Annotated in this window: 25 protein-coding genes, 1 rRNA gene and 2 other annotated features; all 26 genes read right to left on the bottom strand. The window is 41.3% G+C overall.

All coding sequences use genetic code 11. From position 1 onward, the window contains the following. Nucleotides 1-35: 35 nt before the first annotated feature. Nucleotides 36-3,578, bottom strand: coding sequence for a DNA-directed RNA polymerase subunit beta (gene rpoB / locus PQ511_RS21345; protein WP_273853985.1), 3,543 nt, complete (start codon nucleotides 3,576-3,578; stop codon nucleotides 36-38). Nucleotides 3,579-3,837: 259 nt separating this feature from the next. Then, nucleotides 3,838-4,437, bottom strand: a complete 600-nt coding sequence (locus tag PQ511_RS21340) for a class I SAM-dependent methyltransferase (RefSeq protein ID WP_273853984.1) — start codon at nucleotides 4,435-4,437, stop codon at nucleotides 3,838-3,840. A 122-nt stretch (nucleotides 4,438-4,559) separates the two neighbouring features. Continuing rightward, a complete protein-coding gene (gene rplL / locus PQ511_RS21335; protein WP_224591373.1) occupies nucleotides 4,560-4,922 on the bottom strand; it encodes a 50S ribosomal protein L7/L12 in 363 nt (120 codons plus the stop codon). A 54-nt stretch (nucleotides 4,923-4,976) separates the two neighbouring features. After that, entirely contained in the window at nucleotides 4,977-5,477 is a 501-nt protein-coding gene (rplJ, locus tag PQ511_RS21330; RefSeq protein WP_273853983.1) for a 50S ribosomal protein L10, read from the bottom strand. Between the two features lie 44 nt (nucleotides 5,478-5,521). Next, nucleotides 5,522-5,657, bottom strand: a sequence feature (ribosomal protein L10 leader region). 58 nt (nucleotides 5,658-5,715) lie between these two features. Continuing rightward, the gene (rplA, locus tag PQ511_RS21325; RefSeq protein WP_273853982.1) at nucleotides 5,716-6,408 is read right to left on the bottom strand and encodes a 50S ribosomal protein L1; all 693 of its coding nucleotides are present in this window, start codon (nucleotides 6,406-6,408) and stop codon (nucleotides 5,716-5,718) included. Nucleotides 6,409-6,547: 139 nt separating this feature from the next. Continuing rightward, complete coding sequence (gene rplK / locus PQ511_RS21320; RefSeq protein ID WP_048313309.1) at nucleotides 6,548-6,973, bottom strand: 50S ribosomal protein L11; 426 nt, start codon at nucleotides 6,971-6,973, stop codon at nucleotides 6,548-6,550. 147 nt (nucleotides 6,974-7,120) lie between these two features. Then, entirely contained in the window at nucleotides 7,121-7,654 is a 534-nt protein-coding gene (gene nusG, locus PQ511_RS21315; protein ID WP_098445962.1) for a transcription termination/antitermination protein NusG, read from the bottom strand. A 78-nt stretch (nucleotides 7,655-7,732) separates the two neighbouring features. Next, a complete protein-coding gene (secE, locus tag PQ511_RS21310; protein WP_098445961.1) occupies nucleotides 7,733-7,927 on the bottom strand; it encodes a preprotein translocase subunit SecE in 195 nt (64 codons plus the stop codon). A gap of 91 nt (nucleotides 7,928-8,018) precedes the next feature. Then, on the bottom strand, nucleotides 8,019-8,168 hold the full coding sequence (rpmG, locus tag PQ511_RS21305) for a 50S ribosomal protein L33 (protein WP_226660070.1): 150 nt from the start codon (nucleotides 8,166-8,168) through the stop codon (nucleotides 8,019-8,021). Between the two features lie 258 nt (nucleotides 8,169-8,426). Continuing rightward, entirely contained in the window at nucleotides 8,427-9,056 is a 630-nt protein-coding gene (gene sigH / locus PQ511_RS21300) for an RNA polymerase sporulation sigma factor SigH (RefSeq protein WP_098446597.1), read from the bottom strand. Nucleotides 9,057-9,192: 136 nt separating this feature from the next. Beyond that, nucleotides 9,193-9,702: an NYN domain-containing protein gene (locus PQ511_RS21295; protein WP_273853981.1), complete on the bottom strand. Its 510-nt coding sequence runs from the start codon at nucleotides 9,700-9,702 to the stop codon at nucleotides 9,193-9,195. Nucleotides 9,703-9,705: 3 nt separating this feature from the next. Next, nucleotides 9,706-10,452 (bottom strand): 23S rRNA (guanosine(2251)-2'-O)-methyltransferase RlmB, encoded by a 747-nt coding sequence (gene rlmB / locus PQ511_RS21290; protein WP_273853980.1) that lies wholly within the window; start codon nucleotides 10,450-10,452, stop codon nucleotides 9,706-9,708. Nucleotide 10,453: 1 nt separating this feature from the next. Beyond that, the gene (locus tag PQ511_RS21285; protein ID WP_273853979.1) at nucleotides 10,454-10,864 is read right to left on the bottom strand and encodes a Mini-ribonuclease 3; all 411 of its coding nucleotides are present in this window, start codon (nucleotides 10,862-10,864) and stop codon (nucleotides 10,454-10,456) included. A 3-nt stretch (nucleotides 10,865-10,867) separates the two neighbouring features. Then, nucleotides 10,868-12,268 (bottom strand): cysteine--tRNA ligase, encoded by a 1,401-nt coding sequence (gene cysS / locus PQ511_RS21280; RefSeq protein WP_273853978.1) that lies wholly within the window; start codon nucleotides 12,266-12,268, stop codon nucleotides 10,868-10,870. Beyond that, nucleotides 12,258-12,914 (bottom strand): serine O-acetyltransferase, encoded by a 657-nt coding sequence (gene cysE, locus PQ511_RS21275; protein ID WP_420541746.1) that lies wholly within the window; start codon nucleotides 12,912-12,914, stop codon nucleotides 12,258-12,260. The genes cysS and cysE overlap by 11 nt, the downstream gene beginning before the upstream one ends. Nucleotides 12,915-13,028: 114 nt before the next feature. After that, nucleotides 13,029-13,252, bottom strand: a binding site (T-box leader). Nucleotides 13,253-13,265: 13 nt separating this feature from the next. Further along, on the bottom strand, nucleotides 13,266-14,735 hold the full coding sequence (gltX, locus tag PQ511_RS21270; protein ID WP_273853976.1) for a glutamate--tRNA ligase: 1,470 nt from the start codon (nucleotides 14,733-14,735) through the stop codon (nucleotides 13,266-13,268). A 68-nt stretch (nucleotides 14,736-14,803) separates the two neighbouring features. Next, nucleotides 14,804-15,277, bottom strand: coding sequence for a 2-C-methyl-D-erythritol 2,4-cyclodiphosphate synthase (gene ispF, locus PQ511_RS21265; protein ID WP_273853975.1), 474 nt, complete (start codon nucleotides 15,275-15,277; stop codon nucleotides 14,804-14,806). Further along, on the bottom strand, nucleotides 15,277-15,969 hold the full coding sequence (gene ispD, locus PQ511_RS21260; RefSeq protein ID WP_273853974.1) for a 2-C-methyl-D-erythritol 4-phosphate cytidylyltransferase: 693 nt from the start codon (nucleotides 15,967-15,969) through the stop codon (nucleotides 15,277-15,279). The genes ispF and ispD overlap by 1 nt, the downstream gene beginning before the upstream one ends. A gap of 25 nt (nucleotides 15,970-15,994) precedes the next feature. Beyond that, nucleotides 15,995-17,092, bottom strand: a complete 1,098-nt coding sequence (locus PQ511_RS21255; protein ID WP_273853973.1) for a PIN/TRAM domain-containing protein — start codon at nucleotides 17,090-17,092, stop codon at nucleotides 15,995-15,997. 160 nt (nucleotides 17,093-17,252) lie between these two features. Next, the gene (disA, locus tag PQ511_RS21250; protein ID WP_273853972.1) at nucleotides 17,253-18,314 is read right to left on the bottom strand and encodes a DNA integrity scanning diadenylate cyclase DisA; all 1,062 of its coding nucleotides are present in this window, start codon (nucleotides 18,312-18,314) and stop codon (nucleotides 17,253-17,255) included. A gap of 3 nt (nucleotides 18,315-18,317) precedes the next feature. Continuing rightward, complete coding sequence (gene radA, locus PQ511_RS21245) at nucleotides 18,318-19,691, bottom strand: DNA repair protein RadA (RefSeq protein WP_273853971.1); 1,374 nt, start codon at nucleotides 19,689-19,691, stop codon at nucleotides 18,318-18,320. Nucleotides 19,692-19,958: 267 nt separating this feature from the next. After that, on the bottom strand, nucleotides 19,959-22,400 hold the full coding sequence (clpC, locus tag PQ511_RS21240) for an ATP-dependent protease ATP-binding subunit ClpC (protein ID WP_273853970.1): 2,442 nt from the start codon (nucleotides 22,398-22,400) through the stop codon (nucleotides 19,959-19,961). Beyond that, nucleotides 22,397-23,494, bottom strand: coding sequence for a protein-arginine kinase McsB (gene mcsB / locus PQ511_RS21235; protein ID WP_273853969.1), 1,098 nt, complete (start codon nucleotides 23,492-23,494; stop codon nucleotides 22,397-22,399). Before mcsB ends, clpC begins: the two co-directional genes overlap by 4 nt. Continuing rightward, complete coding sequence (gene mcsA, locus PQ511_RS21230; protein ID WP_273853968.1) at nucleotides 23,494-24,030, bottom strand: protein-arginine kinase activator protein McsA; 537 nt, start codon at nucleotides 24,028-24,030, stop codon at nucleotides 23,494-23,496. Before mcsA ends, mcsB begins: the two co-directional genes overlap by 1 nt. Nucleotides 24,031-24,068: 38 nt before the next feature. Beyond that, a complete protein-coding gene (locus PQ511_RS21225) occupies nucleotides 24,069-24,530 on the bottom strand; it encodes a CtsR family transcriptional regulator (RefSeq protein WP_224591345.1) in 462 nt (153 codons plus the stop codon). Nucleotides 24,531-25,044: 514 nt separating this feature from the next. After that, a 5S ribosomal RNA gene (rrf, locus tag PQ511_RS21220) occupies nucleotides 25,045-25,129 on the bottom strand; the annotation flags it as partial.

Genomic DNA, 25,129 nt, shown 5'->3' with positions numbered 1-25,129 from the left:
GGGGCCTACCTCCCTTTAGAATTCAGGTTTAACCCTTACTCACTCGCCTGATTTGACCCAACATTCAAGTTTAATTTCTCACTGGATTGATCTTCTTCATCGTCTAACTCTTTCATCTCAATCTCTTGCTCATCACTTGCAAGCATTTTAACATCCATACCAAGTGACTGTAGCTCTTTGATTAGAACTTTAAACGACTCTGGAATACCAGGCTCAGGAACATTTTCACCTTTAACGATTGCTTCATAAGTTTTAACACGTCCAACAACATCATCTGACTTAACAGTCAAAATCTCTTGAAGGGTATATGCAGCACCATATGCTTCGAGTGCCCATACTTCCATCTCACCAAAACGCTGTCCACCGAATTGGGCTTTACCACCAAGCGGTTGCTGTGTAACTAGTGAGTATGGTCCAGTAGAACGTGCGTGAAGCTTGTCATCGACCATGTGAGCAAGTTTGATCATATACATGACACCGACAGAAATTCGGTTATCAAATGGTTCACCTGTACGACCATCGTAGAGCACAGTTTTACCATCTCGTGGCATACCTGCTTCTTCTAACGTTTCCCATACATCTTCTTCACGTGCACCATCAAATACTGGTGTTGCTACGTGAATACCGAGTGCACGTGCAGCCATACCGATGTGCAACTCTAGTACCTGTCCAATGTTCATACGAGAAGGAACACCTAGTGGGTTCAACATGATATCGATTGGTGTGCCGTCTGGTAGGTAAGGCATGTCTTCTTCAGGAAGAATCCTTGAAATAACACCTTTATTACCATGGCGACCCGCCATTTTATCGCCTTCATGAATCTTACGCTTCTGTACGATATATACGCGAACAAGTTGATTTACTCCCGGTGGAAGCTCATCGCCGTCTTCACGGTTAAAGATCTTCACATCAAGTACAATTCCATCTCCACCATGTGGAACACGGAGGGAAGTATCGCGAACTTCACGAGCTTTTTCACCAAAGATTGCATGAAGGAGACGCTCTTCAGCAGTTAGCTCCGTTACACCTTTTGGTGTTACCTTACCAACAAGGATATCTCCGTCTTTTACTTCAGCACCCATGCGAATAATTCCGCGTTCATCGAGGTTGCGCAGGGCGTCTTCCCCAACGTTCGGAATGTCACGAGTAATCTCTTCAGGTCCAAGCTTTGTATCGCGAGCCTCTGATTCGTACTCTTCGATATGAATTGACGTATAAACGTCATCTTTTACAAGACGTTCGCTCATAATAATAGCATCCTCGTAGTTGTAACCTTCCCAAGTCATAAATCCGACTAGGACGTTACGTCCAAGGGCCATTTCACCTTTTTCCATTGAAGGTCCGTCACCAAGGATTTCACCTTTTACGACGCGATCGCCTTCAACAACAATTGGCTTTTGGTTATAGCACGTTCCCTGGTTGGAACGAATAAATTTAAGCAGTTTATAGCGGTCAAGATCACCTTTTACTTCCTGGCCATCAATGACAGAAATGCGACGAACATGAATTTCTGCAGCAGATGCAAATTCGACTAAACCGTCGTGCTTACAAATAACAGCAGCACCGGAATCTTTTCCGTTAACATGCTCCATGCCTGTTCCGACAATTGGCGCTTCAGGAACCATCAATGGTACAGCTTGACGCTGCATGTTCGCACCCATAAGCGCACGGTTGGAGTCATCGTTCTCAAGGAACGGAATACAAGCCGTTGCGGCCGAAACTACCTGTTTCGGTGATACGTCCATGTAATCAATTTTTTCGCGGGCGATGATAATGTTTTCGTCACGGAAACGAGCAACGATATCTTCGTCCTGGAAAGAACCATCTTCATTAAGTTTTGCGTTCGCCTGTGCTACAACGTAGTTATCCTGTTCATCGGCAGTTAGGTAGTCAATATACTCCGTTACTTTACCAGTTTCAGGGTCAACTCTACGGTAAGGCGTCTCAATGAAACCGAATTTATTAACTCTTGCATAGGAAGACAATGAGTTAATAAGTCCAATGTTTGGTCCCTCAGGTGTTTCGATCGGGCACATTCTACCATAGTGAGAATAGTGTACGTCACGAACTTCGAATCCAGCACGCTCACGTGTTAAACCACCAGGTCCAAGTGCAGATAAACGACGCTTGTGAGTTAGCTCAGCTAGCGGGTTCGTCTGATCCATGAACTGGGATAATTGCGAGCTACCAAAGAATTCTTTAATAGATGCAATAACAGGTCGTATGTTGATTAGCGCCTGTGGCGTAATGACATTCGTATCCTGGATTGACATACGTTCTCGAACAACACGTTCCATACGTGATAAACCGATGCGGAATTGGTTCTGAAGAAGTTCACCAACAGAACGAAGGCGACGGTTACCAAGGTGGTCAATGTCATCTGTGTTTCCTACTTGATGTAGAAGATTAAAGAAGTAGTTAATGGAAGAAATGATATCGCCAGGCGTTATATTCTTCACACCTGTCTCTACTCCACCATTTCCGATTACATTAATAACTCTCTCACCTTCTGGATCATCAGGAGCGTATACTTTAATGGATTGTAGACCGATAGATTCATCTTCAATGACTCCTCCATGAGGCTCAACGTCTTTAAATCCAACGTTCGTCTCTAGAGCAGGAAGAATTCTGTCAAGCAGACGGCGATCAAGAATCGCGCCTTCTTCTGCAATCACTTCGCCTGTTTCAGGGTCAACAAGCGTTTCCGCAAGACGTTGATTGAATAGACGGTTTTTAATATGAAGCTTCTTGTTAATCTTGTAACGACCTACGTTTGCAAGATCATAGCGCTTTGGATCAAAAAAGCGGGAATCAAGTAAGCTTTTGGCGTTATCGACAGTCGGAGGCTCGCCAGGACGTAAGCGTTCGTAGATTTCTAGAAGCGCTTTTTCTGTGCCGTCCGTGTTGTCTTTTTCCAGGGTATTGCGAAGATACTCATCTTCACCTAGGAGATCTATGATTTCTTGATCAGACCCAAACCCTAACGCTCTGAGCAGCACCGTAATTGGTAGCTTTCTAGTACGGTCGATTCGTACATAGACAATATCTTTGGCATCAGTTTCAAATTCCAGCCATGCTCCTCGGTTTGGAATGACAGTAGCTGTATATCCTTTTTTGCCGTTCTTATCGATCTTTTCACTATAGTAGACACTTGGAGAACGCACGAGCTGAGATACGATTACGCGTTCTGCCCCATTAATAATAAACGTACCTGTTTCAGTCATTAATGGGAAGTCACCCATGAACACTTCCTGTTCCTTCACTTCGCCTGTTTCTTTATTGATCAAGCGTACTTTCACTCGTAAAGGTGCAGAATAGGTTACATCTCGCTCTTTGGTTTCTTCCACGGGATACTTAGGTTCACCGAGGCTGTAATCAATAAATTCCAGCACAAGATTACCTGTGAAATCTTCGATTGGAGAAATATCCTGGAACATTTCTCGTAAACCCTCATCAAGAAACCATTGATAAGAAGCCGTTTGAATCTCAATTAGATTTGGCAAATCCAACACTTCTTTGATTCGCGCGTAGCTTCTTCTTTGGCGGTGGCGTCCATACTGAACTAGTTGGCCTGTCAAATGATTCACCCCTCAAATCCAGCGTATTTATTTTCTTAGTCCAATGAGATTCTGCTAAATCAAATCTATCGTTGGACAAAAAAAGAAAAAGGGCATTGATAAAATTCCCCTTAACTATAAACGATTATATTAGTTTTTCCAGACGACGGCATTTTATACCTCTTTGCATATGAAAGCGAAAAAGGCCTGGAAAATCCATCATTGGCATTATATTATATTAGCATAGGCCGTCCATGAAGTCAAAGGATAATTTCATAATTTACTTGACTGCTTTAAGAATATAGTATCCTTTCTTTTTCACAACGGTTTCAACTTGTTCGAACATTTCTTCAAGCTTTGCAACAGCCGAGGGGGCACCCTGTTTCTTTTGAATTACAACCCAAAGTGTACCTCGTTCTTTCAAAACGTGATGGGCATCTTCAAATATGCCATGAACAACATCTTTTCCTGCACGTATCGGCGGATTCGTAATGACGGAGGCAAACATTTTATCTTTCACTGCACTTAACCGATCACTTTCCATTACCGTCACATTATGAACTCGATTTTTAATCGCATTGTTCATCGCAAGCTCAATTGCACGCTCATTTACGTCTAACATATAAAAACGGCGATTTGAAAAAGCAGAAGCAAGTGATATGCCAATTGGCCCATAGCCACATCCAGCATCTACAATATCCCCTTCAATCTCAGGCTCTTCAAATGATTCGATTAGAAGTTTACTCCCAAAATCGACTTCTTTCTTGGAAAAAACACCAGAATCAGTCGTGAACTGGAGCTGTTGCCCGCGTAAATCCGCAACAATTTTGTTCGGGTTGCTTTTCACCCCGGGGTTTTTCGTATAGTAATGTTCACTCATCACTTTCCCTCTTTTCCTCGCCATTTCTATCAGCTTACCCATCTACCATCATAATCAATAAGATTAATGCCAAATAACAAAAAGCTCGCTTCTAAAAGCGAGCTTTTGTTTCAGACAAATGACTACTTAACTTCTACTACTGCGCCTACTTCTTCAAGCTTGCCTTTAAGCTCTTCAGCTTCTTCTTTAGCAACGCCTTCTTTAATAGAGCTTGGAGCGCCGTCAACTAGTTCTTTAGCTTCTTTCAAGCCAAGACCAGTGATTTCGCGAACAACTTTGATGACCTTGATTTTGCTGCTTCCAGCACTTTCAAGAACTACATCAAATTCAGTTTTCTCTTCAGCAGCACCTTCTGCTGCGCCACCTGCTGCTGCTACTGGAGCTGCTGCAGTTACACCAAATTCTTCTTCGATCGCTTTAACTAGGTCGTTAAGCTCAAGAACTGTCATTTCTTTGATTGCTTCAATGATTTGCTCGTTACCCATGAGTAAATCCTCCTTAATTTTTGTTTTATTTATACCAATTGATAGACGGTAAAGTTACGCGCCTTGTTCTTCCTTTTGATCAGCCACAGCTTTTGTAGCAAGTGCCATATTGCGCATAGGTGCTTGTAGCACAGATAGCAACATAGAAAGTAGTCCGTCGCGGTTTGGTAGGTCCGCAAGTTCTTTGATCTTTTCTACTGAAACAACGCCGCCTTCGATTACGCCAGTCTTGATTTCAAGAGCTTCGTGACTTTTAGCGAAGTTGTTCAAAATTTTAGCAGGAGCAACAACATCTTCATTGCTGAACGCGATTGCCGTAGGACCGACAAGGTGTTCATTCAAATCAGTAAGTTCAAGCTCTTCTGCTGCGCGACGAGTCATTGTGTTCTTGTAAACACGGAACTCAACGTTTGCATCACGCAATTGCTTACGAAGCTCAGTTACTTCAGAAACATCAAGTCCGCGATAATCAACAAAGATTGTTGATTGGCTATCACGTAGTTTGTCTGCAATTTCCGTAACTAGTTGCTTCTTCTGTTCAACTATACTGCTCATAGTTCCACCTCCTAAAGAAATGTATCTATACCGCCCTGGAATATGAGGTCATATAAAAAGCCTTCACATCCGAAGACATGAAGGCTTTACGATTACATACGTATCGAATCACTTCACACCTCGGCAGGATATTAAGTGCGTAAGCACTCCTGCTGTCTACGGTACAGAAAGTATTAATTTATCAAACAACATTTACAAGTATATTTAATAGCTACGCAAATGTCAACAGCTAATTTAATTAGCGGTAAGTTGATGCGTTAACTTTAACACCAGGTCCCATTGTAGATGTAACCGAAATGTTTTTAAGGTACGTGCCTTTTGCAGCTGCAGGCTTAACTTTCACAAGTGTTTCTACAAGTGTGTTCAAGTTTTCTACAAGTTTGTCAGCTTCGAAAGATACTTTACCAATCGGTGCATGGACGTTACCAGCACGATCAACGCGGTACTCTACTTTACCAGCTTTGATTTCATTAACAGCTTTTTGAACATCAAACGTTACTGTTCCAGTTTTCGGGTTTGGCATTAAGCCTTTTGGTCCAAGTACACGACCAAGCTTACCAACTTCGCCCATCATATCTGGAGTTGCAACGATTACGTCAAACTCAAACCAACCCTGGTTGATTTTAGCGATGTAATCAGCTTCTCCAACATAGTCAGCGCCAGCTGCTTCAGCTTCTTTTGCTTTTTCACCTTTAGCGAAAACAAGAACGCGTTGAGTTTTACCAGTTCCGTTTGGAAGTACAACCGCGCCACGAACCTGCTGGTCGTTTTTCTTAGGGTCTACTCCTAGACGAATTGCTGCTTCAACTGTTCCATCAAAGTTTCCTACAGAAGTTTTCTTAACAAGTTCAACTGCTTCTTGAGGCTCGTAGAAAGTTGTACGTTCAACTAGCTTGGCAGCCTCCTGGTATTTCTTACCTCTTTTTGCCATTTTGTGTTCCTCCTTGAATGTGGTTTAGCGGATTAACCTCCCACTATTTATGACGCCAAATGAGCGACATCATAATAAAAGTTGCGAACCTGTAAAACACAGGCAGGAATCCCTTTTAATCGCAACGGCTTGTGTAACATTAATCTTCGATCGTAATTCCCATGCTACGTGCAGTACCTTCAACCATACGCATTGCAGAATCAACATTCGCTGCGTTAAGGTCTGGCATTTTTGTTTCAGCGATTTCACGCACTTTATCACGCTTCACAGTCGCAACTTTGTTGCGGTTTGGTTCACCAGAACCTGACTCGATCCCTGCTGCTTTCTTAAGAAGAACTGCAGCTGGTGGAGTTTTAGTGATAAATGTAAATGAACGGTCTTCAAAAACCGTGATTTCTACTGGAATGATCATACCAGCCTGGTCAGAAGTACGAGCATTAAACTCTTTACAGAATCCCATAATGTTAACTCCAGCTTGACCTAGTGCAGGTCCTACTGGTGGTGCAGGATTCGCCTTCCCAGCCGGGATTTGCAATTTAACAACTTTGATTACCTTTTTAGCCACGCGACACACCTCCTTAAGTCCGTGATGTGGTATTTGGGTGTTTACACCCTCCCACCTTATATATCAATTGAATGTCTCGATTAGTATGAGACTCATGAAACATTAAAATTCTATCATTAATCGAAAAGTTAAGCAAGGACTTTTCAATTAGAACTTTTCAACTTGTCCAAAATTCAGTTCTACAGGCGTTTCTCTACCGAACATATTGACATGTACTTTCACTTTCCCTTTATCCATATCAATTCCTTCAACAGAACCTACGAAATCAGCAAACGGACCTTCTTTCACTTTGACTTTCTCTTTAAGTTCAAAGTCTACATCAGCTTTCGGCTGCTCCATTCCCATTTGCTTAAGAAGAGATTCTACTTCTTCTGGTAGCAAAGCAGTCGGTTTAGAACCAGCGCCACTTGATCCTACGAATCCAGTAACACCCGGTGTATTTCGAACAACGTACCATGAATCATCCGTCATGACCATCTCTGTAATAACATAGCCAGGAAAGACTTTTTTCATAACCGTTTTTTTCTTACCATTTTTCTCTTCTGTTTCTTCTTCTACAGGGACGAGAACACGAAAGATCTTATCTGTCATGCCCATTGTCTCAACCCTTTTTTCAAGGTTGGTCTTTACTTTGTTTTCATACCCTGAATACGTATGAACAACATACCATCTTTTTTCCATATATGCAGGACTGTGTCCTTCCCTCCCCAACTCATTTACTCTTTCATTCTAACCTTGAGAATGAACTTTTATAACGATCTATCCTAAAATGAGGCGGATTATTGAGGAAATACCCTGGTCGATTAACGCAAAGAATACAGCTATAAAAATAACCGTTGTAACAGTTACGATTGTATAGCGAGTCAATTCCTTACGCGTAGGCCAGCTTACCCGCTTCATTTCACTTGCGACATTACGAAAGAACTTACCAGAACGTTGAACAATACTTGCCATTACTTGCTACCCCCAATTAATCTGGCGGAAAACTCCCCCGAGAATCTATTTTGATGTCGTTTGCCTCAGTAAGCAAACACCCTGCGAGGCATTACTTTGTTTCACGATGCACAGTGTGAGCACCGCAGTATTTGCAATACTTCTTAACTTCGATGCGGGCCGGGCTTGTCTGTGAGTTTTTCATAGTTGTATAGTTTCGGCTATTGCATTGAACACATGCTAGTACTGCCTTTTTACGCATAATGACACCTTCCTAAGCCGCGCAGTAGTGAAGTTTGACTTTATATAAGCTTTCTTATATCAAAAAAGAGCAAAATAAAAAAACGTTCAGCTACCCTGTGACGTTCTTACAAACCTAACAAAAAATTGACAATCTTACTTTTACAACTTTATCATAGCGCGTTTTGGCATGTCAATAAAGCCTATGAAAGACAGACACAGAAAAAGAGTAGGGAACTCTCCCTACTCTCTCCCCTTATTTCTAATAGGTTTGTCCATATTAAAGGCTGACTTCCCGAAGTTCCAGATAACGCTCTAGTTTACGTTTCACCCGTTGCAAGGCATTATCAATGGACTTAACGTGTCGGTTTAAATCAACCGATATTTCTTGATAAGAGCGTCCATCGAGATAAAGCATTAACACTTTTCGCTCTAAATCGCTTAAAATTTCAGACATTTTAAGTTCAATGTCATCAAACTCTTCCTGATTAATAATCAATTCCTCAGGATCAGTTACTTTCGTTCCGCATATAACGTCCAGCAATGTCCGATCTGACTCTTCATCATAGATTGGCTTATCAAGTGATACGTAAGAATTTAGCGGAATATGCTTTTGTCTTGTGGCGGTTTTAATAGCTGTAATCATCTGCCGGGTGATGCACAGTTCGGCAAACGCTTTAAAAGATGAGAACTTGTCTCCTCTAAAATCACGAATGGCTTTGTACAGACCGATCATTCCTTCTTGAATGATATCTTCTCGATCTGCTCCAATGAGAAAATACGACCTCGCTTTAGCGCGTACGAAATTTTTGTACTTCGTAATCAAATGTTCCAACGCTCTACTGTGACCTTCATGAACCATGATGACGAGCAGTTCATCATCAAGTTGATCGAATGCTACGTGTTCCAGGTGTCTTTGGTCTACTGACTGTTGTTCTTGATTTACCGTGCTTTCTTTGAGGTCTACTGTACTCAATATGCGTTCCCCCCGACCAGTACGCTATATAGAAATATTATACAGTACGTGTCGAAAAATCGTCAACCGCCTATTTACCGCCTCTTCGCCATTTTTCAAATATTTCGCTAACTTCTTCTGATAAATGCAGACCAGCCGAGCGATTCCGCCGATTTTCGGTATTCACACTTTTTTCGATCCCTCTTTCAATTCCTTGCATTTCATTGTAAAGCTCTCGAGCTGACTTCCTTAATGCGCCCTGTCCAAAAATGGCCCATTGCTCTGTATAATCTGAAGTGGCAACGTGGATTTGCGTGCGAATTCCTTTAAGCTCTCGTGCCATCTTCTCAATTCGCTCATCCGCTGTTTCATTCTCTCTCGTATAAATGACTTCAACCCGATACTGACTATGGCGTTTTTCAATACCGTGAGAAAGGTGAGCGTCAAACACGACGATCACCCGATAACCAGTATATGCTTGGTATTCGGCCATTTTCTCAATCAAGAGCTCACGTGCCTTACTAAAGTCTCTCTCTTTCAGAGATCTTAATTCTGGCCAGGCTCCAATGATGTTATACCCGTCAACTAACAGCACGTCCATGATTTACTCCCCCAGAGGATGACGTTGTCGGTAAACCTCATACATCATTAATCCTGCTGCAACCGATGCATTGAGCGAGGTTACTTTTCCAGCCATCGGAAGGCTTACAAGGAAGTCGCATTTATCTTTAATCAAACGACCCATTCCCTTTCCTTCACTTCCGATAACAAGTCCAATTCCCATATCATAATCTGCTTGTCGATAATCTTGTCCACCCTGTGCATCTGTCCCAACAAACCAGATTCCGCGTTCTTTCAACTCATCCATTGTCCTAGCAAGGTTTGTTACACGCGCAACAGGAATATACTCTATGGCACCTGTCGAGGATTTAGCCACTGTAGATGTTAAGCCAACCGCTCTCCGCTTTGGAATAATCACACCGTGCGCTCCTGCTGAATCAGCCGTTCTTAAGATTGAACCAAGGTTATGCGGGTCTTCAATCTCATCCAACACAAGGAAAAATGGAGCTTCTCCAGACTCCTCAGCTTTTTTAAATAAATCATCGATATCAGCATATTCGTATGCCGCAATCGAAGCCACTACGCCTTGATGATTGCTTTCCCCAGATAACTGTTCAAGCTTTCGCTTAGGTACAAATTGAACAAGCACATTTTGCTCCTTCGCTTTTTGAATCAAATTCTGAAGGGGTCCTTTTTGGGACCCTTCATTAATCCAAATCTTGTTGATCTCATGTCCCGATCGTAACGCTTCAAGAACCGAGTTTCGTCCTACAATAAATTCTTTATCCATCTCACTTCACTTCTTTCTTCGGTTGTTCTACAAATTCATAAAGTTTCTCCAAAAGTTCATCGACTCTTTGTTCATTTCCCTGTAAGTAATGATAACCAAACAACGCCTCAAGCGCAGTTGAATATTTGTACGTGCTGACACTCGTGTTTTTAGGAACCGTTCCAGATTTTGCATTACGCCCTCTACGAACAACACCAGCTTCCTCTTCCGATAACCATTCTTGCTTCAGTACATGGTGAAGGTAAGCTGCCTGCGCTTTAGCAGATACATACGTTGTTGCTGTGCGATGCAACTGATTGGGACGAATGTGGCCAAGTGATAATAAACGTTTCCGAACATTAATCTCAATAACAGAGTCACCCATATACGCCAGGGCAAGAGAATTCAGTTGTTTTACATCAATTTCCTTCATATGCTACATCCTTTTCCAGCGAACGCCCTGAGGAGTATCCTCAAGAAGTATTCCCTGCTCTTTCAATTCATCGCGAATTTCGTCCGCTCTACTGAAATTACGCTGTTTTCTAGCTTCATTCCGTTCTTCAATCAGCTGATCAACATCTTCATCTAGAAGTGCTTTTTCCCGTTTAAACGAAATACCTAGAACCGAGCCAAAATCAGCAAATTGCTCTAAGAACTTTTCAAGAACCTCTTTAGAGGAATTTGTTTCTTGAAGGTACAGATTTGCTTCTTTAGAGAGTTCAAACAAGATAGAAATCGCATTAGCTGTATTAAAATCATCGTCCATCTCGTTTACAAACCGATTCTGATACCCTTCGATTTTTTCTTTCCATTCCAAAACATTTTCAGCTAGATCAGCGCTATTGATCAAACGGTGTTCAAGATTCTCAACTGTATCTTTAATGCGGTCAAGTCCAGTTTTCGCACTTGCTAAAAGCTCGTGATCAAAATTAATTGGATTGCGGTAATGAACGGATAGCATAAAGAATCGAATAGCTTCTGGATCATGCTGCTTAATTAAATCATGCACAAGGACAAAGTTACCGAGTGATTTAGACATTTTTTCGTTGTTAATATTGATATACCCGTTATGGAGCCAGTAATTCGCAAAAGGATGACCGGTTAACGCTTCTGTTTGCGCAACCTCGTTTTCATGGTGTGGGAATGCAAGGTCTTTTCCACCGGCATGAATATCAATCGTATCTCCTAAATATTTCTTCGCCATTGCAGAGCATTCAATGTGCCATCCCGGGCGCCCCTCTCCCCATGGACTTACCCAGGAGATCTCGCCTTCTTTAGCCGCTTTCCACAAAGTAAAATCAAGCGGATCTTCTTTCTTTTCACCAACTACAATACGTGAGCCAAGTTTAAGTTCATCTATAGATTGATGGGATAACTTTCCATACCCTTCAAATTGACGTGTTCGAAAATATACGTCACCTTCAGATTCGTAGGCATAATTCTTTTCAATAAGAGCGGTGATAAAATCGATGATTTCTTGCATGTTTTCCGTTACCCTTGGATGTTCATCCGCTTTTTTAACACCAAGTGCACCCGTATCCTCATGGTAAGCTGCGATAAAACGCTCAGCGACATTGGGCACTTCGTCACCTAACTCGTTAGCTGCGCGGATTAACTTGTCATCGACATCCGTAAAGTTAGAAACATAATGGACGTCATACTCTCGATATTCAAGATAACGGCGAACAACGTCAAAGACAATTGCCGGTCGCGCGTTTCCAATATGAATATAGTTATAAACGGTTGGACCACACACGTACATTCTTACTTTTCCTTCTTCAATGGGTTGAAACACTTCTTTCTTCTGCGTCAATGTGTTGTATAGCTTAATCGCCATCTTTTTCACTCCTCTTTCGTAACGTTCGAATTTCTTCTTGTAAGTTCTTCATTTCTTGCTCCATTTGTTTGAATTTATCCGCTACAGGATCGGGCATTTTATGATGATCTAAATGATGAGGTACTTTAACACCATTTTGGATGACGACTCTCCCTGGTATACCAACAACTGTAGAATTCACAGGAACGTCCTGTAACACAACCGATCCAGCCCCTACTTTTGAATTTTCTCCAATCGTTATCGATCCAAGTATTTTTGCACCAGTCGCAACGAGCGTATTATCTTCCAGAGTCGGGTGACGTTTCCCTTTTTCTTTTCCAGTACCACCGAGAGTAACTCCCTGAAAAAGCGTGACATTATTGCCAATCTCACATGTTTCTCCGATCACGACGCCCATCCCATGATCAATAAAGCATCGTTCCCCAATAGTCGCTCCTGGATGTATTTCAATACCGGTGAAAAAGCGGCTAATTTGGGATACTGCTCTTGCAAGGAAGAAGAATTTCTTTTTCCAAAACCAATGTGCCACGCGATGAGACCAGATCGCATGAAGTCCTGCATAAGTTAAGATCACTTCAAAGTAACTTCTTGCTGCAGGATCTTGATCAAACACCACATCAATATCCTGTTTTAACGTCTTCCACATGTGTTCACCCCTCTCCACATACTTCCATAAAATTAAATCGATCGAGTAGTATTGCCCTTCAGCCTGATAAGTCGATTGACTAAAAAAAGGCGTCTCTGTGTGATATTTCCATCACACAGAGACGCCTTTCGCGTGGTTCCACTCTGCTTCGAACATTTTTAAGAAATGCTCCTATCACCGATAACGGCGGTACCGCTCCTAACTATTCACCATGATGGCTTTCGAAAGAAGACTCAGAGGGGCATTTCAATGAGTGAATCCTTAAGCTGCTTACAGCCAGGGACAGCTCTCTCTAAAAAGAATCTCACTCATTTACTTTTCCTCTTCAACGTTTGTAGAGATCTATATTGTTTAGGAATTACTCATCGCAAGAACTTGATTCAAGCGCGCATTAACTGTTTCTCTTCCAAGTAAAGCAATGGCCTGAGGAAGTTCAGGACCGTGCGTTTCGCCTGTCGTAGCAACACGAATTGGCATAAATAGTTTTTTCCCTTTATGTCCAGTTGCTTTTTGAGTAGCCTTAATCGCTGCTTTAATAGCGGCTGGCTCAAACTCTTCAACTTCTTTAAGTTGATCGATAAATCCTTGCATTACTTCAGGGATTTGTTCTTCATTTAACACTGTCATTGCTTCTTCATTATACTGAATTTCTTGCTTAAAGAACAACTCAGTAAGCTCAACAATTTCTCTACCATAATGCAGCTGCTCCTGATAAAGAGCAATCAGTTCCTTCGCCCATTCTTTTTGTTCAGCTGTCATTTCAAGCGGAAACCTTCCTGCTTCGACAAGGTGTGGAAGCGCAAGCTCTACAACTTGATCGAGACTCGCCTGTTTAATATATTGATTATTCATCCAGTAAAGTTTTTGTGAATCAAATACCGCTGGAGAAGTAGACAAACGTTCAGGATCAAAGATTTCAATCAACTGCTCTTTTGTAAACAGCTCCTCTTCCCCTTTAGGAGACCAACCGAGAAGCGTAACAAAATTAAATAGCGCCTCTGGAAGAAACCCTAAATCATGATACTGTTCAATGTATTGCACAATTGATTTATCTCGCTTACTAAGCTTCTTCTTTTGATCATTGACGATCAGCGTCATATGACCAAACTTGGGTGGTTCGAAACCAAATGCTTCATAAATCATCAGCTGCTTTGGTGTGTTTGAAATATGATCATCCCCACGTAAAACATGAGAAATTTTCATATGGTGGTCATCTAGTGCCACTGCATAGTTATAAGTAGGAATGCCATTCTTCTTTACAATTACAAAGTCGCCAATACCATTTGATTCAAAAGATACACGATCTTTGACAATATCATCAAACGCATACTCTTTATCACGCGGAACAGCAAAACGAATGCTCGGTTCTCTTCCTTCCGCTTCTAGTTTCTCACGCTGATCTTGAGTGAGGTGTCTGCATTTCCCAGAGTAACGAGGCATTTCTCCACGTGCGCGCTGTGCCTCACGCTCCGCTTCAAGCTCATCTTCTGTACAGTAACATTTATATGCAAGATCTTTTTCCAATAGCTCTTTTGTATGCTCTGTATATATATCTAAACGCTCCATTTGCGTATATGGACCGTATTCGCCCTCTTTATCAATACTCTCGTCCCAATCCATTCCAAGCCACTTTAAGTAATCAAGCTGATTCTCAACGCCGCCTTCTACATTACGAGATTGATCGGTATCTTCAATGCGAATAATGAACTTACCGCCCTGGTTTCTAGCAAATAAATAATTAAATAATGCCGTTCTGGCATTCCCAATATGTAAATAACCCGTTGGGCTCGGGGCATAACGTACACGTACTTCGTTTCCCATTTGATCCACCACCATTAATTATTATCTTCAACTGTCTTATTATTCTACCATTAGAGTCAAATTATCGGTCAAGCTTTTTGAAGCAATACAACAACTTCAGCCGCAATTCCTTCTCCTCTGCCCGTAAAGCCTAGCTTCTCAGAAGTGGTTGCCTTCACATTCACCTGACTTATGTCTGCCTCAAGTAATTCAGCAATAATTTCACGCATGGCTGAAATGTGAGGCGCCATTTTTGGAAGTTGAGCGATAATTGTGCCATCGACATTTCCTAGTACAAATCCTTTTTCCTTAACAATGCCATACACATGACGCAAAAGTTCCTTAGAATCAGCATCTTTAAATGCTTCATCCGTATCCGGAAAATGCTTCCCAATATCGCCTTCTCCAATCGCTCCTAGACAAGCATCTGCAACAGAATGTAGCAGTACGTCGGCGTCAGAATGACCAAGTAACCCCTTTTCAAACGGAATCGTCACTCCTCCAATAATACATGGACGCCCCTCTACTAATTTATGTACATCAAACCCATGCCCAACTCTCATTAAACTCCACTCTCCTTTTTCTCACGCAGTATCGCTCTTGCAAAGATTAAATCTTCAGGCGTTGTTAATTTCACGTTCCAATAGTCACCTTTAATTACGTGCACCGCTCGTCCATTCATCTCTACTAGACTTGCATCATCGGTTCCAATAACGTCATTCGCTTCCGCCCATTCATGAACCGCCTTAATCACCGACAGACGAAAAGCTTGCGGCGTTTGGACAGCCCACAAGCTTGAGCGATCAATCGTCTTCTGTACTTGTAATTGATCAACTTGCTTAACAGTATCTTTTACCGGAACAGCTACGATGGCACCATCATAAGTGGATGCCGCTATCGCCACTTTGTTTGCAACTTCATGTGAAAAGAATGGACGTGCTCCATCATGAATTAATACGATCTTTTCTCCATGTAAGGCTTTTAGGCCTTCAAACACACTTTGTTGCCGCTCACGTCCACCTGTTACGACTTGACTTACCTTCGTTAATCTATACTCTTCTATCAATGACCTAAAATCATCATGCTCCTGATCATTTACAGCCAGCACAATTTCTTCACAGTGCGGATCACTTTGAAAAACCGATATCGTATGGACGATAATCGGTTTTCCTTCAAGCATAATGAATTGTTTGTTTTTCCCTGCGTTCATTCGTTTACCCTGACCAGCCGCAGGAATGACTACCGAATACTTCAAAGCTAGAACCCCCGTCGTCTATCGCTTAAAGTGCTTTCTCTAGTAGCTTGGGCTTCGCAAATATCATTCGCCCTGCTGATGTCTGCAACACGCTTGTTACAAGTACATCAATTGTCTTACCTATATAATTTCTACCTTCTTCTACAACGATCATTGTACCATCATCTAGATATGCCACGCCTTGATTGTACTCTTTCCCGTCTTTAATAACTTGAACATTAAGTTCTTCACCAGGCAGCACAACTGGTTTAACTGCATTAGCTAGATCATTGATATTTAATACTTGAACTTTTTGCAGTTCGCAAACTTTGTTTAAGTTAAAATCGTTCGTAACCACCATGCCATTAACAAGCTTAGCAAGCTTCACAAGTTTACTATCTACTTCTTGGATTTCTTCAAAATCACCTTCATAGATTTCAACGTTTATTTCAAGCTCTTTCTGTATTTTATTCAGAATATCGAGTCCTCGACGGCCACGATTACGTTTCAAAACGTCAGATGAGTCAGCTATATGCTGGAGCTCCTCAAGAACAAATTGCGGAATAACGAGCGTTCCTTCTAGAAAACCAGTTTGACAAATATCAGCGATTCTTCCATCAATAATGACACTAGTATCTAGAATCTTTAACTTAGAAGATCCAGAGTTAATTTCGTCTTCATCCACATCTTTTTTCTTATCTTTCCCTTTAGGGTTCGAAAAAAGATTGATGAGTTCGTCTCGTTTTTTAAATCCAACCTGAAACCCAAAATATCCAAAAAGAATGGTGATAAAAATCGGCAGAATGTTGCTAACAACAGGAAGATTAAATTCAGCCAGAGGTACGTTTAGTAAAAATGCAATTATAAGTCCGATAATCAGTCCAATTGACCCAAACAGCACGTCCCCAACCGGTGCATTAACGACCTTTTCTTCAATAATTCGAATAAAATCCACTATATAATCTGTCACCCAAAATGTTGCTAGAAAGAATAGTACCGCACCAATGACAGCACCTGCATAAGAGTTGCTAAAGACTGTTGGAAGATCCCCTATATTGAGTAATTGTATTAAATCTGGTAAATATACTAATCCCAGTGCTCCGCCTAAAATGATAAAAAATAACTGTACAATCCACTTTATCATTGACGTTTTCACCTCCTTTTAACATTATAAACAAATTCTCAGAATTGAAACGTCAATCCTTGAAGTTTCCGAATTTTATAGTATGATTATAGGTTAGTTTGTATGACTATAAATTAATTATAGATTAGCACACCCCCTATGGAATGTCTATTTCATAGTCCTATATGTGACGGTCAACAAAAAGTTGCTCTTGAATTCGCTTCAGACCATCTTTTATTTTCTTAGCACGAATGGCGCCAATCCCATCAACATGATCGAGTTCCTCGATAGAAGCTTTGGAAATTGCATTTAGATTAGCAAAACTATCGACCAGGTTCTCAATAATATTAGAGGGCAACCTTGGAATTTTATGCAAAATGCGGTATCCTCTCGGGGTCACATTTTCATTCTGATCCTGATAACCAAGAATTTTCATAATCGCGTTATCTTCTAGTAAATCATCACTTGAAAGCTTCTTTAGACGCTTCATCACATCTGCAGGAGATTCATCAACATCCTTCACATAGTCTCCAATCAGCCACTTTGCCTCTGATTCAAGATTAGATACGAGCTCTTCCATCTGCATGCTAATTAATCGTCCCTCAGTCCCCAATTCATTAATATAATTAAGGATTTCTTTCTTAATTCGTAAAACCATCTCAATGCGATGAATGACCTGTGCTACCTCTTGGAGAGTCACAAGCTCTTCAAACTCGAGAGCACCAAGATCAGTAATCCCCTGATCAAGAACTGATTTGTATTTCTCTAACGTCTGCATCGCTTGATTGGCTTTGGTCAGGATAACCCCAATCTCCTTTAATGAATATCGAATATTTCCTTGATATAAGGTGATGACATTGCGTCGCTGTGATATCGAAATCACTAGATTACCTGTTTGCTTGGCAACTCGTTCTGCTGTACGGTGGCGAATGCCAGTCTCGGTGGAGGAAATGGACGTCTCTGGAATTAATTGCGTATTCGCATATAATATTTTCGAGGCTTCTTTATTTAAGATAATCGCTCCGTCCATTTTTGCAAGTTCATACAAATACGCAGGGGTGAAACGGCATTCAATTGAGAAGCCTCCATCAACAATTTCCTGTAATTTCCCATCGTATCCAACGACAATGAGACCACCGGTATTTGCGCGAAGAATATTATCGATTCCATGCCTTAACTGCGTGCCCGGAGCAACAATTTTCAATATGTCGTTTATAACTTCCTGCTGCTTATCAATCTCCATCTTCTATCCCCCTAGCGCTTCTTTTAGTGCTTCGTCTACTGTTTGCACACCAATTACCTGAATACCTTCTGGAAAAGTCCAGCCACCTATATTTTTCTTTGGTATGATCGCCCGTTCAAAACCAAGTTTAGCTGCTTCAATTACTCGTTGTTCAATACGAGATACACGTCTAATTTCTCCTGTTAACCCAATTTCCCCCACTACAATGTCAGATGGACGGGTCGGTTTGTCTCTAAAACTTGAGGCAATCGACACAGCGATAGCAAGATCAATTGCAGGCTCGTCAAGTCTTACTCCACCAGCCACATTTAAATAGGCATCTTGATTTTGGAGTAGAAGACCAACTCTTTTCTCAAGCACCGCCATTAATAACGATACGCGATTGTGATCAATACCAGTAGCTGTTCTACGCGGATTCCCAAAGCTTGTTGGTGAGATGAGCGCCTGTATTTCGACTAGTACCGTACGCGTTCCCTCCATAGATGCAACCACCGTCGATCCTGCAGAGCCAGAAGAACGTTCTTCTAGAAAAATCTCGGAAGGATTAAGTACTTCTTCAAGTCCTTCTTCTTTCATCTCAAAAACGCCGATCTCATTTGTCGATCCAAAACGATTTTTAACACCGCGTAAAATACGGAATGTGTGGTGACGCTCTCCTTCAAAATAAAGAACGGCATCGACCATATGTTCTAAAAGTCTCGGACCCGCAATCGATCCTTCCTTTGTCACATGCCCAACGATAAAAACAGCAATCCCCTTTGTTTTGGCAATGCGCATAAGTTGGGATGTACACTCCCGCACTTGAGAAACGCTACCTGGCGCGGACGTAACTTCTGATCTGAAAATGGTTTGGATGGAGTCAATAATCACAAGTTGGGGGTTTATTTCTTCTATCGCATTACTAATATACTCAAGATCTGTCTCCGCTAATACATATAATTTTTCTGCATCAACACCTAATCGATCTGCACGAAGCTTCGTTTGCTTGACCGATTCCTCACCAGAGATGTATAGCACCGGATGATCCTGATCCGCAAGCTTTGATGAAGTTTGTAATAAAAGCGTTGATTTCCCAATTCCCGGATCGCCGCCTACTAGAACGAGTGATCCCGGAACGACCCCACCACCTAGAACGCGATCAAGCTCTGTGATGTGTGTAAATATTCGAGGTTCCATTTCTTTTTGTATGCTTCGAATAGACGTGGGCTTACTTGTTGTTTCATGACTTGATGTTACAAAACGTCTACGATCATTGTCCCCAGGTACCATTTCTTCCACCATTGTATTCCACTGATGACACCCTGGGCATTTCCCCATCCATTTTGGAGATTCATAGCCGCAATCCTGACACATGAATTTCGTTTTTTTCTTCGCCATCTAACATCCTCACTTTCACGATTAACCGAACAATTGACTATATTTATTTTATCACAACTTATAAGTTCCTATGAACTCATAACGATTGGCCCTTTTCAAAAGTTTCATAAATTTGGTGGCCCAATCTTTATTTGTAGAGCATTTATTCCTATAAACACCTTAAAAGCAGCTATTGTATGATTCTTATCCCAGTACCTTTCCCTTAAGTGGAATAATCCACTCCTCAAATAGAAAAAAACCGGAAGATAACACTTCCGGTTGTATTTCTTAGGATGAAGTTGCTTCAGAAAGAGTTTCAACAACAAACTCATTTTTTTTGTAATCGATCTTCACTCGTTGACCTTTTTCAATATTTCCTTTTAATAATTCTTCAGAAAGACGATCTTCAATATGACGTTGCAACGCTCTTCTTAGTGGGCGTGCACCGTAATCAGGATCATATCCTTCTTCTGAAATTTTATCTAAAGCTGAATCGGTTAACTCAAAATCAATCCCGTGATCAGAGAGACGAGTCTTAAGTTGGTTGGCCATTAATACAATAATTTCTTTCAAATGTTTCTTTTCAAGTGAATGGAAGACGATTGTCTCATCAATTCGGTTCAGGAACTCTGGACGGAACGTTTTCTTGAGATCATCCATCACTTTATCTTTCATATCTTTGTATTCTTGACCTTCAGATTCAGTGGAAAACCCAACATATTTATTACGCTTTAGTGTGCTAGCTCCAACGTTTGACGTCATAATGACTACCGTATTACGGAAATCAACTACGCGGCCTTTCGAATCAGTTAGTCGTCCATCCTCTAGCACTTGAAGTAAGATATTGAATACATCCGGATGCGCCTTTTCTATTTCATCTAACAAAATGACAGAGTATGGTTTACGTCTAACCTTCTCAGTTAGCTGACCACCCTCTTCATAACCAACATACCCTGGAGGTGAACCTACAAGACGGGACGTTGAGTGTTTTTCCATGTACTCAGACATGTCAATTCGAATAACAGAATCTTCTTCACCGAACAGCGTTTCAGCAACAGCACGAGCGAGCTCTGTCTTCCCTACACCTGTTGGTCCAAGGAAAATGAATGAACCAATTGGGCGTTTCGGATCTTTAAGACCTGCACGAGCACGTCTCACAGCTTTAGAAATCGATTTAACAGCCTCTTCTTGACCAATAAGGCGATTATGAAGAATTTCTTCCATCTTCAATAGACGCTCTGTCTCTTGTTCTTCTAGTTTCGATACAGGAATACCGGTCCAATTCGCTACAACAATGGCAATATCTTCTGGAGTTACTTCCTGATTTTCTTTTCCTTGCTTTTCTTTCCATTCTTTCTTCGTTTGCTCCAGCTGTTCACGCAAACGTTGTTCAGAGTCACGAAGAGAAGCAGCTTTTTCGAATTCCTGACTTTGGACAGCTGCATCTTTTTCTTTTCGAACTTCTTCCAACTTCTTATCTAGCTCTTTCAAGTTTGGTGGTGCTGTATACGAACGTAGACGTACTTTCGAAGCGGCTTCGTCAATCAAGTCAATCGCTTTATCCGGTAGGAAACGATCGGAAATGTAGCGGTCCGAAAGCTTTACAGCTGCTTCAATGGCGTCATCTGTAATCGTTACACGGTGATGTGCCTCGTAACGGTCTCGTAGTCCTTTTAATATAAGCGCAGACTCATCACTTGTCGGCTCATTTACCTGGATCGGTTGGAAACGTCTCTCAAGTGCCGCATCCTTTTCAATATATTTGCGGTACTCATCAAGCGTTGTTGCACCAATACACTGAAGTTCTCCTCTCGCAAGGGCAGGCTTTAGGATATTTGAGGCATCAATTGCGCCTTCAGCACCACCAGCACCAATTAAGGTGTGAAGTTCATCAATGAATAGAATGATGTTACCGGCTTGACGAATTTCATCCATTACTTTCTTTAAGCGATCCTCAAATTCACCGCGATATTTTGTACCAGCTACAACTGTACCCATATCAAGCGTCATAACACGCTTATCACGAAGCGTTTCAGGTACCTCATTGTTAATGATTTGCTGAGCAAGACCCTCGGCAATCGCCGTCTTACCTACACCAGGCTCTCCAATAAGTACAGGATTGTTCTTTGTTCGGCGGCTAAGGACTTCAATAACTCGCTCTATTTCTTTGCTTCGCCCAATGACAGGGTCGAGGCCATTATCTCTTGCAATGACAGTAAGATCTCTTGCAAGGCTGTCAAGAGTAGGCGTATTAGCACTGGCACCCCCACCCTGATGACTAGAAGAAGAACTTTCATTGCTTCCAAGCAGCTGAAGAACCTGTTGACGTGCTTTATTCAAGCTGACACCAAGGTTGTTCAGAACACGAGCTGCAACACCTTCTCCTTCGCGAATGAGGCCAAGTAAAATATGCTCAGTTCCAACATAAGAGTGGCTCAATTTACGAGCTTCATCCATCGATAACTCAATGACTTTTTTAGCCCGTGGTGTATAGTGAATCGATTGAACAGAATCCTGTCCACGTCCAATCAATTTCTCGACTTCTTTTTGAATTTTCTCTGATCCCAGTCCAAGAGCTGTTAAAGCTTTGGCTGCGATCCCTTCTCCTTCTCGAATCAAGCCAAGTAAAATATGCTCAGTTCCAACATTATTGTGACCAAGTCGGATTGCCTCTTCTTGTGCTAATGCAAGTACTTTCTGGGCACGTTCTGTAAATCGTCCAAACATCATTGTTCATCACCCTCCACATTCTTCGTTAGTTGATCTTCAAGTTCAAGTCGTTCTCTAATTAAAGTAGCACGTTTAATATCTCGTTCTGTAGGGGTAAGACTCGCCCCGGCATATTGTTGTAAGAACCCTGGTTGCGTAAGAATCAACAATTCATTCAAGATCGATTTAGATAATCCTTTTACAAGACCTAAATCAATCCCAAGTCTTACGTCTGATAAACACTTAGCCGCCTCTTTTGATTGTATGATTCTACTATTTTGCAGGACACCAAGTGCTCGATAAATACGATCTTCTAATTCAATTCTTGAGTTATCAAGCAGGGCACGTCTAGCGGCTCGTTCCTTTTCAATAACTTGCCTGACGACACCTTGTAAATCTTCAACAATGTCATCTTCGGTCTTACCAAGTGTAATTTGATTTGATATTTGAAAGATATTACCTAAGGCTTCGCTTCCCTCACCATAGCTTCCTCTTACAACGAGCCCTAGCTGATTAATAGCTGGAATAATATGATTTAGTTGCTGTGTTAAAACAAGTGCAGGAAGATGTAACATTACGGATGCCCGCATTCCAGTTCCTACATTTGTCGGGCAACTAGTTAAGTAACCTTTTCTCTCATCGAAAGCATAGTCAACTTTTTCTTCAATCCAATTATCGAGAGAATTTGCTAGCGACAATGCTTTTTTAAGTTCAAATCCGGCTACTAGACACTGAATACGAAAATGATCTTCTTCATTAATCATAATACTTACCGTTTCGTTCTCACTTAATAGTACAGCACCATTTTTGGACTGTTCAATAAGGTTAGGACTAATGAGATGCTTTTCTACGAGGACTCTTTTCTCAATGGGCTTTAAATCATCCATTTCAATTAACTCCAGTTGCCCTACCTGATCGTCAGGCACGTCAGTAAATTGATTTCTTACTTCTTCAATCACTTCTAAGTTATGCTCACGATTAGAAAGGATTGGGAACACGTAATTCTTTAAATTACGAGCAAACCTTACACGGCTACTCATCACAATATCTGAGTCAGGACCGTCGTTCTTCATCCAGGGACTTACAGCCTCGCTGATAAAATGCTGAAGTGACATTATTCTCCCCCCTCCGATGAACTTTTGTCTTCAAGGGTACGAATCAAATCTCTTGTTTCTGCAGCTTTTTCGAATTCTTCATGTTCAATATATTCTTTCATCTTGCTTCTTAAATTTTGAACTTTGCGCTCTATTTCTATAGCTGCTCCAGCCCTTTTAGGTATTTTACCAGAGTGAACCGTATTGCCACCATGAACTTTTTTAAGTATAGGATCGAGTTTATCGGAAAAAGTTTTATAACACTCGGAACAACCAAATCGCCCAACTTTCGTGAATTGCTGATAAGTTAACCCACATTTAGGACAGTGACTAATCTCCGGCTTGTAATAAGACTGTGCTGGACTTTCTCCAATTGGGTTTTCTAAATTTAGTAATCCCGATAATAAGTTATGGATAGAAAAATGGTTAGTGCCTGGCTCAACCTCACCTTTTTCTTTTGCACACTTTTCACAAATATGCGTTTCTGTTTTTTCGCCATTAATTATTTTAGTGAAATGAAGCGTAGCAGGGCGCTCACCACATTCCTGACAAGTCATAGGGCAACCCTCCTTATCTACCCTTATCATAGTGATAATTATTTATACTTTAAAGCAGTAAGCATTGCGCGTAACATATTTGCACGCAGATGATCTCTTAATGGTAACTCTATTGTAATCACTGTACGATCTAAAACGCTTAACATTAACTTCGCTTCTCGTTCTGAAATAACCTCTTCTTCGAGCAAACGAAGGATAATATTTTCTGACACTACTTGTGGAACTTGATTTTTGACGATCTGGAGCATTTCATCAATTAAATCAGCGTGAGTTTCAGGCTTCACTTTAACAATTCTTATATATCCGCCTCCACCTCTTTTACTTTCCACAATATATCCTTTTTCAATCGTAAAGCGAGTATTAATGACATAATTAATTTGCGAGGGAACGCATTGAAATTTGTCTGCTATTTCACTTCGTTTTATCTCAACAGCATCCCTTCCATCAACCATTAAAATTTTCTTTAAATATGCTTCAATGATATCGGAAACATTCCTCACAGAGTTCACTCCTCTCCGTCCCCATACTGACTTTGACTATATTTGACGTTGACTATATTATAACGCGTTTAAGTTGGAATGCAAAGCAACAGACCTGTGAGGCATCATCTCTTTTAAGCTTTTCCATTTATGCGAAATTCAAGACGGTCATTTTATAGTTTTCACGATTTAAATTAGGAGAAGAAACATAGAGGAGGGCTATAAGAAGTTAGTGGTAGCTCTCTCCAACCAGTTTATTAGGAGCACGCTTAGAGGTTGTACCCTTTTCAACAAATTGCTAACCTTTCTTTGAAAGAAGTAGAGACTTACGTTAATTTCATAGTAGGAATAGATAGAGAGAGGATTAAAGAGAAAGGATCGTTTTTTTCGCGATATTTGAGATATTTCCGCGAAAGATGGATTTATTCCGCGCTTTTCATGTCTAATTCAGCGATCATGATAGATGAGGGCTTTCAGTTAGTAAAAACCATACAAAAAAGCGAGAAACCATTTGGTCTCTCGCCTTTCATCAGTTGCCCAGCGACGTCCTACTCTTGCAGGGGGAGATCCCCCAACTACCATCGGCGCTGAAGAGCTTAACTTCCGTGTTCGGCATGGGA

Source organism: Guptibacillus spartinae, from assembly GCF_028610625.1.
Taxonomy (GTDB): Bacteria; Bacillota; Bacilli; order Bacillales; family Guptibacillaceae; genus Guptibacillus; species Guptibacillus spartinae.
The sequence above is the reverse complement of the archived record's forward strand: the minus strand, read 5'-3'. Positions and strand labels throughout refer to the sequence as shown.